Origin of the sequence: Marinifilum breve (genome assembly GCF_003202155.1) — a bacterium.
In the GTDB taxonomy this organism is placed as follows: Bacteria; Bacteroidota; Bacteroidia; order Bacteroidales; family Marinifilaceae; genus Marinifilum; species Marinifilum breve.
Genome location: NZ_QFLI01000008.1, coordinates 199,551 through 214,973 on the forward strand (window position 1 = coordinate 199,551; position 15,423 = coordinate 214,973).

8 protein-coding genes are annotated in these 15,423 nt (G+C 35.6%); all 8 read right to left on the minus strand.

Going from position 1 to position 15,423, the window contains the following annotated elements; genetic code table 11:
- Positions 1–53 precede the first annotated feature (53 nt).
- Positions 54–2,075 carry a basic secretory protein-like protein gene (locus DF185_RS17085; protein ID WP_110361973.1) on the minus strand — a complete coding sequence of 674 codons (2,022 nt, stop codon included), beginning with the start codon at positions 2,073–2,075 and terminating at the stop codon, positions 54–56.
- Between the two features lie 47 nt (positions 2,076–2,122).
- Positions 2,123–3,514: a basic secretory protein-like protein gene (locus DF185_RS17090; protein WP_165836058.1), complete on the minus strand. Its 1,392-nt coding sequence runs from the start codon at positions 3,512–3,514 to the stop codon at positions 2,123–2,125.
- 151 nt (positions 3,515–3,665) lie between these two features.
- Positions 3,666–6,005: a GH92 family glycosyl hydrolase gene (locus tag DF185_RS17095; RefSeq protein WP_110361975.1), complete on the minus strand. Its 2,340-nt coding sequence runs from the start codon at positions 6,003–6,005 to the stop codon at positions 3,666–3,668.
- A 63-nt stretch (positions 6,006–6,068) separates the two neighbouring features.
- A complete protein-coding gene (locus tag DF185_RS17100) occupies positions 6,069–8,390 on the minus strand; it encodes a GH92 family glycosyl hydrolase (protein WP_110361976.1) in 2,322 nt (773 codons plus the stop codon).
- 91 nt (positions 8,391–8,481) lie between these two features.
- The gene (locus DF185_RS17105; protein ID WP_110361977.1) at positions 8,482–10,014 is read right to left on the minus strand and encodes a RagB/SusD family nutrient uptake outer membrane protein; all 1,533 of its coding nucleotides are present in this window, start codon (positions 10,012–10,014) and stop codon (positions 8,482–8,484) included.
- A 17-nt stretch (positions 10,015–10,031) separates the two neighbouring features.
- The gene (locus DF185_RS17110) at positions 10,032–13,283 is read right to left on the minus strand and encodes a SusC/RagA family TonB-linked outer membrane protein (RefSeq protein WP_110361978.1); all 3,252 of its coding nucleotides are present in this window, start codon (positions 13,281–13,283) and stop codon (positions 10,032–10,034) included.
- A 184-nt stretch (positions 13,284–13,467) separates the two neighbouring features.
- On the minus strand, positions 13,468–14,460 hold the full coding sequence (locus DF185_RS17115) for a FecR family protein (protein ID WP_110361979.1): 993 nt from the start codon (positions 14,458–14,460) through the stop codon (positions 13,468–13,470).
- A 173-nt stretch (positions 14,461–14,633) separates the two neighbouring features.
- Entirely contained in the window at positions 14,634–15,218 is a 585-nt protein-coding gene (locus tag DF185_RS17120; RefSeq protein ID WP_110361980.1) for an RNA polymerase sigma-70 factor, read from the minus strand.
- Positions 15,219–15,423 lie beyond the last annotated feature (205 nt).

Consider the following 15,423-nt stretch of genomic DNA (forward strand, 5'->3'; position numbering starts at 1 on the left):
GCAATATTACTGACTGGAACCTTAGGTTTGTATAGTAGATTTTCTAATTCGAATTATTCAGCAGTACCAAATAACTCCAATTCGCCAATCATTATTCTTTTGTTATCGCCCTCTTCAATTTCAGCAGTCATTGAGATTCTATGGCAAGCGTAATACTCAGTATTGGTGAAAGTAAATTCTTTTCTTTCTTCGAAAGCTACGATTCCTGTTTCAGATACAGAGGCAATTTCAGACCAGTTTTGGCCATCATTCGAACCTTCTAATACAAATGTATCAGGAGTAAATACATAATCGATACCTAAAATATTAGCAGTTGCTGTAATTGCTACTTTGGTAACATTGTGTTTAGCTTCTGTTGCGAAAGTAAACCAAGTATTGTCGTTCATATTAAAAAAAGCAGTTCCAGGATCGTTGTCGAATGCAAAACTTGGCAATCCCCAATCGAAAAAGTCAAAACCTTCCTCTTGCCAGGAAGCTGTAGAGTTATCAGTAATATCAACAGTTTCAGCAGAAGAACCAGAATTTCCACCTTCTTTGGTTCCCATTAGCTCTAATTCTGCTAACTGGAAAATGCCACCTTGGTCGGTATTTTCAAAATCGAATTTATAATATTTGTACTCTTTGTTATTATTAAAAGCAAAAGCTTTGGTCTGATGTCTTTCTTCAAAAGAAACATCTTCTCTTGTATCTAAAACATCCCAGTTTTCGCCATCGTTACTAGCCGAAAGAGTTACTTTTTTTGGATCTCTGCCTGGTGCATCATCAGCAGATGTTAAAGTATAAGATGAAACAACAGAAGAAGTTTCGCTCTCCAAACGCACCCATGTGTTATCGGTAAAGATCAAAAATTTAGAAGCAATGTTATTATCAATAATATTTCCTATTTCTTCACCTGAAGGAGAATCAAACTCTGTATCTCTGATAGCTGTAAAACCTGTATCTGTAACATCATAAGGGTCTGCTACAGGCTCCTGATTCGTATATTCAGGCTTTTCTCTGACCTCTCTCATTTCTTTTAGATCTGCATCTATTTCAGAAATTTTCCCGGAAGCAATATCCGCCTGATACTCGTTCCACAATGCACTTACCGAAGCATCTGCTCCCAATACCGTTTTAATTGCTTCCTCCCACGACCATGGGTTGATATTTTTTGCAGTAGCATTAAACTTGTAAATGAACTTAGGATCTTTTGAGTGCAGCCAATCGATAAAGAAAGCGGAAGTATTGTAACCATCTTTCCAGTTTCCACCTGCTTTACGCTTGCTTACAGGAGTAAATCCTACAACATAACGAACGTAATCAGCCACACCTTCAATAAAGCCATAAAAATCAGTTCCCGACTCATATCCTCCAGCTCCCTGAGGCTCGTATTGGTAGCCATGAGTGATCTCATGAATCAATACACCTTCTATTTCTTCAATCAATTCTTCATCGCTTAAACCTTGATTTTTCTTTTGAACCAAATAGCTTGAGCTAAAATCGATCTTAATATGTGGAGCAGAACCTCCTTTAGCAGAAATGGTTTCTGAATCTTTTACTGTATAGGTAATATTACTAACCTGATTAACATCATTAGCTAACAAGAACATTTCGAAACATACTTTCAAACAAGCATGTTTAATAAAATCTTGCTCGCTAGGTATTAACTCCTTATACAATGCACCATTTTCATTAATGGTTTGATTGGTAAAATGAATGGTTGGAAAAGCGAAGTTATCCCATCCAGCATCATCTGTTACGGTAATAAAATCAACAATTTCTTTAACATTCTCACCATACTCGTTACTAATTTTTAAGCTTGCCTTAAAAGATCCTAATTCGTTATAGGTAACAATTGGATTCTCTTCGGTACTGGTAGCAGGAGAACCTCCCTCAAAAGTCCACTCAATGTTATTTGCATAAACCGATGAGTTGGTAAACTGTACCGCATCTCCAGGAAATACAATTTGCTTATCGGATACAAACTTGGCTTCTACATTGGCCTCAACTTTATCAAGTTGAAACGATTCTTCTTTATCACAACTGCTTAAAGTTGCTAGTAATGCAATAAAGAAAACACTTGCTAATTTCCTCATAATTAAAATTGTTTAGGGTTATTTATTCTTGCAATCAAAATTTATTATTATTTATTCGCTATTAAATACGCTTGATACTCATCCCATAACGATTGAGTAGATTGATCAAATATTTTATGGGTAGCTGCATCCCAAGACCAAGGAATAATAGTTTTTGCTGTTTGGTTCAATTTGTATACAAAATCAGGATCTTTTGTATGTAACCAATCGATGAAAAAAGCTGATGTTTTGTAACCATCATTCCAATGTCCACCAACTTTTCTGTACTCGTAACTGGAATATCCTGCTTTTAAACGAACATAGTCAGCTATTCCTTCTAAAAAACCGAAAAAATCAGATCCTCCAGCATAAGCTCCTGCTCCTTTTGGCGAATACTGGTAACCATGAGCTAATTCGTGATACAAAACTCCTACAATCTCATCTACCAAATCCTTATTGCTCATTTCTCCTTTTTTATTTTTCAGATACAATGAGCTAAAGAAGATATTGATATGTGGTGGATTCCCTCCTTTTGCTGATATGGTTTCTAAATCCTCAATAGAATAATCTAAAACATTTAAAACATCAATTTCATCAACACTTCTGTACAAAATCTTACAAACATCTAAACAAACAGTATTGATTAATTCTTTAGGGTTTGGAACCAATTCTGTGTACAAATCGCCATTTCCTCCTAAAGTTTTATTTACGAAGTTAATTTTAGGATAAGAGAATTGGTTCCAGCCACCTTTGCGTTTAACATTCACATAATCGTTTAAGATTATAGTGTCTTTCAATCCCTTATTCTCGGCTATTAACTGCACAGGATATTTCCCAAAACTTTCGTATTTCACTTTTGGATTTTTTGCTGTACTTGTTTCTGGCTTTCCTCCTTTAAAATACCAATGGTAAGCATCTGCCTGTACAGACAAATTGTTAAACTCAACCAATCCTTTTGTGAAAAAGGCTCTGTTTTCTGCCTTAAACAATGCTATTGGTGTGTTATCATTATTATCCCACGCAGCCAATAATTCTACTTCGGAGAGTTGCAAAATATCGTTTCCATTACTTTCCAATTGCAAACGATAATATTTATAGTTTTCATTTGCAGATACAGGAAAGCTTAGCTTTTGATTACGTCCTGAAAACTGTAAATCTTTTTGCCTATCGATTTCTTGCCACGTTTTTTTATCATTACTAGCTTCTAAAACGCAAATCATTGGATCACGCTCCTCGGCATCCCCTCCCGAAACCAAAGAATAGGAACTTAACTTGCATTTTTTTAAAGTGGTAAATTGAATGCTGGCACTGCTGTTAAATGTTAAGTATTTCGAATAAACATCTCCATCAACCAACTTATTAACCTCTTCACCAACAGGAGAATCATTTCTATCCGACATTATCCTACACTTGTAATTTGTTACATTTACAGGAGTGGTTTCCTGCAAATTACAAGACATAAGTAGTGCTGTTACACATGCTAACAGCATGAGTTTACTTGTGTTTTTTATCATGTTTATTTTATTTCGCTTACTGTTATTTTTAAGTGATTTAAAAAGGGTTTTCTATAGCCAAAAGTCAGGTTTCCAGCTATAGAAATTCACATTAAAATTATTTTGTAGTAGAATAAGGATAAGAGTCCTTTGAAATTCCGCGCTTTTTATTTGGGCGACTGCTCATTTCGAATAACAACTCTCCTCCATTTACAATATCAGTATGGTTCACATAGTTTTTATCCCACTTTTTACCATTTAATTTTACCGATTTGATATAAATATTCTTCGATGAGTAATTTTTAGTTTTTATGGTAAACTGTTTGCCATTTTCCAAATTTAGAACTGCCTGATCAACCGAAGGTGCTCCAATTGCATACTGACCAGAACCAGGACAAACAGGATAGAATCCTAAAGATGAAAAAATATACCAGGCCGACATCTGTCCACAATCATCGTTTCCACACAAACCATCAGGTTTGTTCAGGTACTTGGTTTTCATTATCTGATTGATACGCTCTTGAGTTTTCCAAGGCTTTCCTGCCCAATTGTACATGTAAGCAACATGATGACTAGGTTCGTTTCCGTGCACATATCCACCCATAATCCCCTCACGGGTAATGTCCTCGTTGTGCTCAAAATATTTGTCTGGAATATGCATGGTAAAAAGCGAATCCAAATGATCTGAGAAACGCTTCTCACCACCCATTTTGCTAACCAAACCACTAACATTCTGAGGAACATATAAGGAATAGTTCCACGAATTTCCTTCAATAAAACCTGCTGCGTGAGTATCCAAAGGATCGAATGGACTTACCCACTCTCCGGCTTTGCTTTTAGCTCGTACATAGCCTGTTTTATCATCAAATAAATTTCTCCAATTTTCCGATCGCTGCATGTATTCTTTTGCAATAGCATCTTTTCCCATTGCTTTCGCCAATTGTGCAATTGTATAATCATCGTAAGAATACTCTAGTGTGATAGATGCTCCTACTCTGCTTGTTTCGTGAGGCACATACCCATAACTTAGGTAATCACCAATACCATCGTATTTTTTATAATTTGCACTTGATAAGCAAGCCTCCAAAGCTCTTTCTTTATCAACACCTTGCAATCCATTTACCAAAGCATCGACAATTACTGGTACTGCGTGATAACCAATCATACACCAATTTTCGTTACCAAAATGGCTCCAAATAGGAAGAATTTTATGAACACTTTGATCGTAATGTGCCAACATGGAATTGATCATATCAGCCGAACGTTTTGGCTGTATCAGCGAAAGCAAAGGATGTTGTGCCCTGTAAGTATCCCACAAAGAAAAAACAGTATAGTTTGTAAAACCTTCAGCCTGATGAATGTTGTGATCTAAACCTCTGTATTTTCCATCCACATCCATGTATTCAACAGGATTGATGAATGAATGGTATAAAGATGTATAGAAAGTAACTTTTTTCTCTTCAGACGCCGCCACTTGCACACGACTTAGTTGCTTTTGCCATTCTGCTTTGGTAGCCTTTCTAACTTTGTCGAAATCGAAATGAGGAACTTCTGCTTTCAAGTTTTTTAATGCTCCTTCGGTACTCACTGCCGACAAGGCAAATTTTACTTTTATCTTCTCATTTTCCTTGGTGGAAAAATCAAAATTAGCAGTTAATGCTTTTCCGGCCATTTCAGGAAAATTATCCGTTTCGTCGAATTTGCGCCAAAAACCATTGTACACCACTTTTTCATTATTACGACATCCGTAATTTTTAATAGGCTTAGAAAAAGTCATGGCAAAATATTGATAATTAGATCTTGCCCAACCTCTTGTTATTCGATAGCCTGTTACCAAAGTATCATTTTCAACACGAATGGTAGACCACAAAACCTTGCCATCGTAATTATAAATTCCATGAGTTAAATCAAGAATAATATGAGCATTATCAGTAGCAGGAAAAGTATACTGATGAAACCCTACGCGCTGCGTAGCTGTTAATTCAGCTTTCACCTTATAATCATCCAATTCAACAGTATAATATCCAGGCTCTGCCTTTTCTGTCTCTTTTCGAAATAGCGAACGATAACCCTTGCTGGTATTTTCGATTGTTCCTGGATTGTAATTTACCTTCCCAACTGTTGGCATAATTAGGAAATCACCTAAATCGGAATGTCCTGTTCCACTTAAATGTGTGTGGCTGAAACCAACGATTGATTTGTCCTGATATTGATATCCGGTACAGTAACGATAAACTTCTTTATTGTACTTTCCTTCGTGAATAAACTGTACACTATCCGTATCGGGACTCAACTGAACCATTCCAAATGGAGCACAAGCCCCTGGAAATGTATGTCCCATTTCTTCCGTTCCAATAAATGGATCTACATACTTTGTTAAATCAGTATCCTGAGCAAATGCTCCTCTTCCAAGAACAAGAAAGAAACAGCTACTTATGGCAAAAATAATTGATCTCATAAATCTGTATTTTAGTAATTTGTTACTAATTTATAAAAATACTTTTGTCTGGCTTAAAGCCGATTACTTCTCTTCAATACCATCAGAGAATGAAGGAGGGCAAGCTGATTTTGATGATGCAAAGCCTTTATTCATAACATCACCTAAAACAAACTCTATTTTCCCTCCATCCACAATATCTGAATAACTAAACCAAGCTTTGTTCCAATCAATACCATTTATTTTTACCGATCGGATATAAATATTTTTCTCTGAAAAATTCTTAGCAATAACTTCTATTGCATTACCATTGCTCATGTACATTTTAACATATGGTAAAGCTGGAGAAGTGATTATGTACTGATCGCTACCAGGACAAACAGGATAGAAACCCATAGCATTAAAAATATACCAGGCCGACATTTGTCCACAATCATCGTTTCCACATAAAGATCCAGGAGTATTACCATACTGAGTAGCAATAATCTTACGCGTTAGCTCTTGTGTTTTCCACGCCTGTCCGGCATAAGAATACAAATGACTGATGTGATGGCTAGGCTCGTTTCCATGCCAGTAATCTCCAATTCTACCATGAATATCATCTACTCCTATATAATCTTTCCCCTCTTTATTGGCAAAAACAGCATCTAACTTCTGAGTAAACTCCTGATTCCCACCATAGCAGTTAATTAACCCCTGAACATCGTGAGGAACGGTCCATGTGTACTGCCAGGTAGTACCCTCTGTAAAAGCACCCAAGTGCTTGAAAAAATGAGGATCAAAATCTGGCATCCAATTGCCTTCACTGTCCTTAGGTCGCATCCAGCCAATATTAGAATCGAAAAGATTTTTGTAAGCCCTTGCTCGTTTCGAAAATCGCTGAGCATCTTCAGTTTTACCCATTGCCTTAGCCATACGAGCAATGCAATAATCGTCGTAAGCATATTCAAGGGTTTTTGATACCGATTCATTTTCTATATCGTAAGGTACATAACCTAATTTTTCGTATTCTTTTGTTGCATCGTATTCGGGATGAGTTGCCGAGTGAACACATGCCTGATAGGCCAAATCCCAATCTACACCTTTTACTCCTTTAAAGTAAGCATCAACAATTACAGGCACAGCATGATAACCAATCATACACCAGGTTTCGTTATTCCAAAAAGACCATATTGGCAACAATTTATCTGGGCTTTGTTTGTAATGCTCCAACATAGAATTAATCATATTGGCATTTCTATCGGCCTGTGTTAAGCAAAACAAGGGATGTGTTGCACGATAAGTATCCCACAAAGAAAATACGGTATAATTGTCAAACCCTTCTGCTTTATGAATATTCTGATCAAAACCTCGGTAAGAACGGTCAACGTCAAAATAGGTATTGGGTGCCATAAATGAATGATATACGGCTGTATAAAAAGTTTCTTTTTGAGCTTTGCTTCCTTCTACTTCGAATTTAGCCAATTCGTTTTTCCAAAGGGCTTTTCCTTCAGATTTAATTTTTTCAAAATCCCAATGAGGAATTTCCGTATCTAGGTTTTTCATGGCATTGGCAGTACTTACTGCCGAAATACCCACTTTTACCATAATTTGTTCCGCTTCCTTTGTACGATAATCGGCAACAAATTGAATATCGGAACCAGCTGACTCTACACTACTCCTAAATCGGTAGGTTTTATATGAGTCGTATTTTTCTTCCTTTTTGTTCGAAAAAATACGAGTAGCATCGAAAGGTCGGGAAAATTTGGCAGCAAAATAAACATAGCGTTCTTTTGCCCAACCTTTTACCTGGTGCATCCCAGTAATGGTGTTGTCATCCTCAACTCTAACATTCGACCAAATTACTTTATGACGCAGTACATGACTCAAATCCAAAACAATATGTGCACTATCTGATTTTGGAAAAGTAAAACGCATTAATCCAGCTCTATTACTAGCAGTTAATTCTGCTTTAATTTGGTAGTCATCCAACAAAACAGAGTAATAATTGGCTTCAGCAACCTCATTTTCATGAGAAAAGCTTGACAAATATCCAGGTTCTGATAAATCTTTTTTCCCTTCGTTAATATACAATTTACCTATTGTAGGCATAAATAAAATATCACCTAAATCAGGAATTCCAGTTCCATGCAAATGAGTCATGGAAAAACCATAGATGGTACTATCAGAATATTCGTAACCCGAGGCAGCTCCCCATTCCCATTTTTCAGTATCCGGACTTAATTGCACCATTCCGAAAGGAACCTGAGCACCCGGGTAAGTATTTCCTTCGCCTAAAGTACCCACCAAAGGTTTTACAAATTTTGTGTAATCTCCCCCACTTTTAAGATTTCCATTCTTTTTTGCTGAGCATGCCTGTAAAAGCAAAGCTGCAAAAATGAAAGCTCCTAACAATAACTTATTCATGCTTTTCTATTTTCTGTTAACTACAACAATTTAGGCAGCTAAAATTTTATTAGTTGAACTGGGCAACCAGTGCCCAGCTAAAATTTCTTAATTAATAACCGTCGTTTTGTTTCAGATTGGTATTGATATCTCTCTGAGTTTGTGGTATTGGAAATAGAATTCTTGTAGCGTCACTAGTTGATTCTTTTTCCCAACGAGACTGTAAATATTTTCCAAATCGAATTAAATCGGTTCTGCGGTGTCCTTCGTAAGCAAACTCTCTACCACGCTCTGCCAATAACTCATCTAAAGTTAAAGCATTTGTAGTGTATTTGTTTTCTTCAAATTTATCTCCAAATGCACGTTCTCTCACTTGGTTTATCAAATCAACCGCAGTATGATCTGCTTGTCCGTTGTTTTGACGCATAATTGCCTCTGCTTTGTTCATAAGCACCTCTGCATAACGAATTAAAACAATATCGTACTCTTGATTCCAGTTTAAACCTGCAATGGCCTCATATTTTTTACAACGTGCTCCTTCAAACAAACCTTCACTATGAAAAGTTGTTACCTCTTTAGAATATACAAGCTGTCCGCTACCTGGATTTCCGGCTTCGATGTATACAGGAGTTCCATCGGCATAAAACTGAGGACCAACCGCAAATTGATTTTTACGAGTATCATCATCACCATAAGAATCATAAAAACCCTCTTGTGTGATAATTCCGTTCCATCCACCTGCATCTACGTGATTACTCCAGTAACAAGTAAGTGCGTGCAAAGGTGCTGACATAGAAGATCCCCCTTTTTGGGTAAACACCTGAATGTTTTCTTTTGATAAGTTATTATCTTTTGAGAAAGCACTTAAATAGTCTGCCTCTAACTCGAAAAAACCAGAAGAAATAACAGCATCACACATTTTTATGGCATCCTCGTACTTATCGACGCCAATATAAGTTTTGGCATTTAAATACAATCGAGATAGTAAAGCTTCAACACTTTGCTGACTAAAAAATCCTTGAGCATAAGGTTCGAAAGCAGTTGGTAAACTTTCCTTAACAGCCAAAAATTCTGATTCTATAAATTCGAATACTTCCTGTGCCGATTTTGTTTCTGGATAGTAAGGATCTCCTACTTTGGTTACAATCGGAATATTTCTCCAAAAATCGAGACCAATCATGTGCATGTATGCTCTGTAAGCTCTCAATTGTGCCTGCATCTCAGATTTTGGAATGGATACTCCCATTTCTTCAAAATCCTTTTCTTCTATCCCCTCAAGAACAGCATTGGCAAAACCAACACCTTCCCAAACCGTATTCCATGATGATTCTATTTCGCCGTGACGAGTACCCCAGGTATGCTTGTGCAATTCAGACCAAAGAGCATTATCATAACCATGATTTTCTGATGTTTTGGTTGTCCATGCTGCCATATCAGTACCTAAAGTTCTCAACTTTAAATAGTAATAGGTATCACAGAAAAGCAAATGTGACCAAGGACGCATATAAGCTCCTTCAATTTCCTCAGCTGAAGTATAAAAATTAGTAGTTAAATTACTACTGTACACTTTCTCATCTAATTCGGAACAAGAGTACTGCATTAACAATGCCAGAACTCCTACTATAAATAATGATATTTTTTTCATTCTATAATCTCCTCCAATTAAAATTTAACAACAGCACCAATTGTAAATGTGCGTGTTACAGGGTAAAAATTCAAATTATCAAATCCTGGGGTAATACCAGAATGGCCTCCAAGTTCAGGTGATAATCCTGAGTAATTAGTGAAAGTATGCACATTGCTACATGAAACATATAATTTTGCATAGGAGACATTCTTCCATTTGCTTGTATCAAAAGTATATCCTAAGGAAATATTCTGAATTTTTAAATAATCTCCATCCTCTAAATAGTAATCGGAATATTGAGAAGGGGCACGTAGTGGGCTTGATAAAGCAGATGTATAAATATTACTTTGAGGAAATTTATCAAGATTCTCCATATAAATTCTACCAACATTAAGCACTTGATAATCCAAAGCACCACGCATAAAAATCTCCAAATCGAATCTTTTGTATTCTAAACTATTGGTTAAACCAACAAAATAGTTAGGCATTCCATTACCAATTACTTCTTTATCGGTATCAGCATGGTAACCTTCAACTTCATCATTAAGATCTTTAAATACCCACCCACCATTTTCATCGAACTTATCGAAACGAGGGCCATAAAAATCTCCAATAGATCCACCTTCTTTTACTCTGTAGGCACTACCTAAACCATTACCTGGTAAATCTCCGGCATAAAATGGAACAGGTTCTTCATCGGCATTGGATAGTTTCTCAACCTCGTTTACATTATAAGAAGCATTAAAATTAGCGTTCCATTTTACTTCTGTATCTTGAAGAATTTTAGCATTTATACTTAGCTCAATACCCTTTGAAGAAATCTCACCAATATTACTAACAATGGTAGGTTTAATTAAAGAAGGAACAGGAGCTGCTGCGCTATACAACATGTCATCTGTTTTTCTTGAGTACAAATCTACACTACCATCAAAACGATTTTTTGCAAGAGCATAATCGAAACCAATATTGTATTCTTTTTTACGCTCCCATTTCAAATCAGGATTTGGATTTTTTTCTAAAGCGTAAGCACTTACCACATTCCCATTGAACACATAAGGCAAACCTTCCTGAACAACAGTTGATAATGAATTGTATGGGCCTGTAGCAGGATTACCTGTTTCGCCATAACCTACACGCAATTTCAGGTAATTAACAAATGATAGATTTTCCATAAAAGCTTCATCAGATATGGTCCAACCCGCAGATACTCCATAAAAATTACCCCATTTATTATTTTCTCCAAAAATAGAGCTACCCTCTCTGTTGTAACTAACTGTTAATGCATATTTATCATCATAAGTATACACTAAACGTCCTCTCCAGGATTCAAGAATTTTCTCGCTTCTTCCACTTCCCATACTTGCTGGTCCATTCAAATCCTGAACTCCATCATCATTAACCGGATTTGTTAATTTAAGTCCTGAACCAATAGAATGCCACAAAAATTTATCGTTTACAAAGCCCGAGTTACTCATAGAGTAGGTATACCAAGTATCTTCCTCGTGAGTGTAGTTGGCCATTACATTAAAATCGTGCTTATCGAATCTTTTTCGGTAATTGATATTTCCCTCGTAAGTATATTTATAGCTGTAAAAAGATGATGTACTTGCTACACCCTTAATATCATCTTTTGCTAAATTTTCATTTTTCGATGAAGTATAAGATCCTGAATTTGCATCTTCTACTTTCCAGGCAGCTCTTCCTCCAACTGTTAATCCTTTTACGACTTCGAACTCAGCAAAAACATTCGCTAATAAAACTTTCTTAATATTCTCGGTAGAGTAATTTAGTATATTTCCAATTGGATTATCTACACCAAATTCCTGGAAGGTTGCAAATTCTCCATTTTCTTCATAAACAGGTCTGGTAGGGTTAAACTTCGCAACAGAACCAAAAGCCCCATAATCTGCTAATCTGTATTTTGCCTGAGAAGCAGATAAACTCAAACGCACATTTAATCGATCGTTAATCGCTTTGTGATTGATGTTAATACGGCCACTTAAGTTTTTCTTAAAAGATTCTAATGCAACACCTTTATTGTCCATATAATTAATAGATGCACGATAATTAGAATTTTTATTTCCTGCACTAAATGCGATATTATGAACCGTGTTGTGATTAGATTGTAGCATTTCGTCGTACCAATCGGTAGAAGCATCACCTGTTGCAACGCCCATCTTATTTCCTAAAGCTCGAAACTCATCAGCAGTTAAAATATCAGGTCTTTTGCTAATCTGATCAAATGCATAATAACCAGAATATTCAACTGTTGGTTTTGATTCTTTCCCCTCTTTGGTCGTAATTAAAATCACACCATTTGTACCTCTGGATCCATAAATTGCAGCAGCAGAACCATCCTTCAAAATTGAAAAAGTTGCAATATCCTCAGGGGCTACAATATCTAAAGATCCAACGGCAACACCATCAACAATAATTAGTGGCGATTGACCTCCTGTAGAAGTTACCCCACGAATTAAAATGTCTGGACTAGCATTAGGATCTGATCCTTTAGGAGTAGACACTGTTAAACCAGCTACACGACCTTGAATTTGCTGTACCGGAGAAGAAGCAGTTACCTTAGCAATATCATCAGTATCAACAGTAGCTACCGAACTGGTAATTTGTTTTCTTTGAACAGCACCATAACCAATTACCACAACTTCCTCTAAACCTTGTGTGTCGTCTTGAAGTGTAATATCGAAACTTGTAGCAGCAGATACTATCAGTCTCTGCGAAGTCATACCTATAAAAGAGTATAGTATAACCTGATTCGACTCTACGTTATCGATTTCGTAATTTCCATCAAAATCAGTTACACCACCACGTGTAGTTCCTTCGATAACAACACTAACTCCTGGCAATGGTAATCCCTTAGAATCGATTACCTTACCCGAAATTTTCCTTTTTTCTTGCTTGTTTTGCTGAAGAGGCGAAATAACAATGTCCGTATCTACAAGCTTGAATGTTAAGTTTGTACTTTTTAGTACTCGATTTAAAATTTCCTCAACAGACAAATCCTTAGCATCTACACTAATCTTTTTTGATTGAGGCAATTGCTCATTTTTATAAAAGAAATCAAAGTCAGTTTTAGCTTGTATTTCTTTAAATACATCTACAATAGAAACATTTTGCATTTTTACAGTAATACGCTTCTCTTGACTGATGTTCTTTGCATAGCCTGTATATGCAGTAGAAAGTAACAGCAAAATGTTCACCAAGCAAACGATTGCTAAGCGTCTGCCATATTCTCTCCATTTAGCAGACATTAAAAACGATTTTTTTTTCATAAATTTAGCGGTTATTAATTAATGAATCCTTTTTTCAATAAAGAGGTTTATTTTGCAAAGGGAAATGTTACCGCATTTCCCTTTTTTCACACAAAAAGCTCCTTATCGGCAATAGTATTTTCAAATTTTGTATCATTTACTAAAACGTTTTAGTAAATGATGAAATAAAAAACATTGTTTATATTTATTCATCAGGGATAATAATTATAACATCCCCTTTAATCTCATATTTGATTTTAGTTGTGTAATTAATTAATGTCAAAACATGCTCAACAGGCTTAGTCCTCTTAATAACTCCAGAGTAGTGCATGTTTTTAAAAAACTCCTTCGGATATTCGAACTTTACATCATACCATCTTTCAACCATTCGAATCAAATTATCGAAACTTTCATTTTCAAAAACATAACGACCTTCACGCCATACGGTATAGTAATTTGTTTCTACCTTTTTCAATGATAACCTATTACTTCTTCGGCTATAAATCAATTGCTGATTAGGCTCTATTACAACGGTTCTTCCTGCCGCTTTTACTTCAACACTTCCTTCTTCTAGTGTTGTATATACATTCTCTTCATTATCGTATGATCTCATATTAAATATAGTCCCAAGCACTTTTAAACTTTGTCCTTTCACATTTACAACAAAAGGTTTTTCCTTATCCTTGCTAACATTAAAAAATGCTTCTCCACTTAATGTTACAACTCTCTGTTTTTTATCCTTATCAAATGAAAAGCCCAATTTCGAATCAGAATTTAACCACACTTCTGTACCATCGGCTAAAACCAATTTAGACCTCTGTCCTTTAGGAACTTCAAGCTGATGTACCATCTGTTCTGCTTGGTCGAAAGAATTTAGAACTATATTAGTTCCCCATCCCAAGCCAAATACTATAATTACTATTGCAGCACCCCTCATCCATAAACCAAAACTCTTCCTTATGGTATAAACTTTAGGAACTTTAAACAGATCAATTCGATTGGATAAAATTCTCCATTCCCTCTTCAGATTTATTTTTCCTTTTTCCGAATACATTTTATAGGAATCCCAGATATCCTTCTGCTGAAAATACTCCTTTTTATTTTCGGCATTCGAATAAACCCATTCAAGAAACTGCACCTGCTCTTCCTCACCAAGCTGTCCCTGAAGGAATTCTGCTATTTTATCCTTATTATTCATCTTTAATTATCGGTTTCTATTCTACATGATCGGAAAAATAGATTTTACCCTACCTCCAATTTTCATTTTTTTAATATTTATAATTCTGAAGTGATATTAAATGGTAAGTCTGCTGTGAAGATCAACAATTGGGAAAGGCTAATTTTATTGTATTCTAATTCGAACACATCATTTTATAAAAAATCTCTTCCATTAAAGTATATGTACATCAATAAAGGAAGGTATTCTTTTAGCTCAAGCCTTAGAATTTTTAGTGATTTAGTGATTTGTTTTTCAACTGCCTTCACAGAAATTCCAAGTTGTTCAGCAATTTCTTTATTTTTTAGGCCATTAAAACGACTCATAACAAACACCTGACGACAACCATCAGGCATCTTGTCCATAGCTTTTTTAAGCTTTTCTTCCAATTCTAATTCAATGATACTTTTGATACCATCGTTATAATAAGCTAACTCATCAAGATTTAATGATTCCGCATTATAATCGTCTCTAACTTTTTGCCTCTCAATCTCCTTAAGACATTTATTGCGAACCATTCTAAAGAGGTAGGCAGATAAAGAGGATTTAATTGTAATATTTTCTTTGTTCTGCCAAAATATCATAAATACGTCATGAACTAAATCCCTTGCCAAATCATCATCTACAAACTTACAAGCATAGAAATACATAGAAGTATAATACTCCTCAAACAATTCTTGAAAAGCACTTTTATTTCCAGCCTTTAATTTCGAATACAATGGGTTGTTTAGATTTGTCATAGACTATTTTCTCGAATTCAAATTTAGAAAAAGATTTCTAATTCTGAATTTTGTAGTAATTTATAGTTTTCCCTTGTATTCAAAACAATCCTGAATCTTCTTAAATTATTACAAAATGCAAGTTTAAGTTGAAAACCGATTGTTTTGGATGAGTGTGCATTTGCCTTTAAAAACAAAAAACTGCTCCAACAATTGAAGCAGTTTA

What these genes read in the sequence shown, in the direction of transcription:
- DF185_RS17090 (WP_165836058.1), bottom strand. Translation starts at nt 3,514, where the DNA reads ATGTCTTGTAATTTGCAGGAAACCACTCCTGTAAATGTAACAAATTAC.
- DF185_RS17115 (WP_110361979.1), bottom strand. Translation starts at nt 14,460, where the DNA reads ATGAATAATAAGGATAAAATAGCAGAATTCCTTCAGGGACAGCTTGGT.
- DF185_RS17105 (WP_110361977.1), bottom strand. Translation starts at nt 10,014, where the DNA reads ATGAAAAAAATATCATTATTTATAGTAGGAGTTCTGGCATTGTTAATG.
- DF185_RS17095 (WP_110361975.1), bottom strand. Translation starts at nt 6,005, where the DNA reads ATGAGATCAATTATTTTTGCCATAAGTAGCTGTTTCTTTCTTGTTCTT.
- DF185_RS17110 (WP_110361978.1), bottom strand. Translation starts at nt 13,283, where the DNA reads ATGAAAAAAAAATCGTTTTTAATGTCTGCTAAATGGAGAGAATATGGC.
- DF185_RS17100 (WP_110361976.1), bottom strand. Translation starts at nt 8,390, where the DNA reads ATGAATAAGTTATTGTTAGGAGCTTTCATTTTTGCAGCTTTGCTTTTA.
- DF185_RS17085 (WP_110361973.1), bottom strand. Translation starts at nt 2,075, where the DNA reads ATGAGGAAATTAGCAAGTGTTTTCTTTATTGCATTACTAGCAACTTTA.
- DF185_RS17120 (WP_110361980.1), bottom strand. Translation starts at nt 15,218, where the DNA reads ATGACAAATCTAAACAACCCATTGTATTCGAAATTAAAGGCTGGAAAT.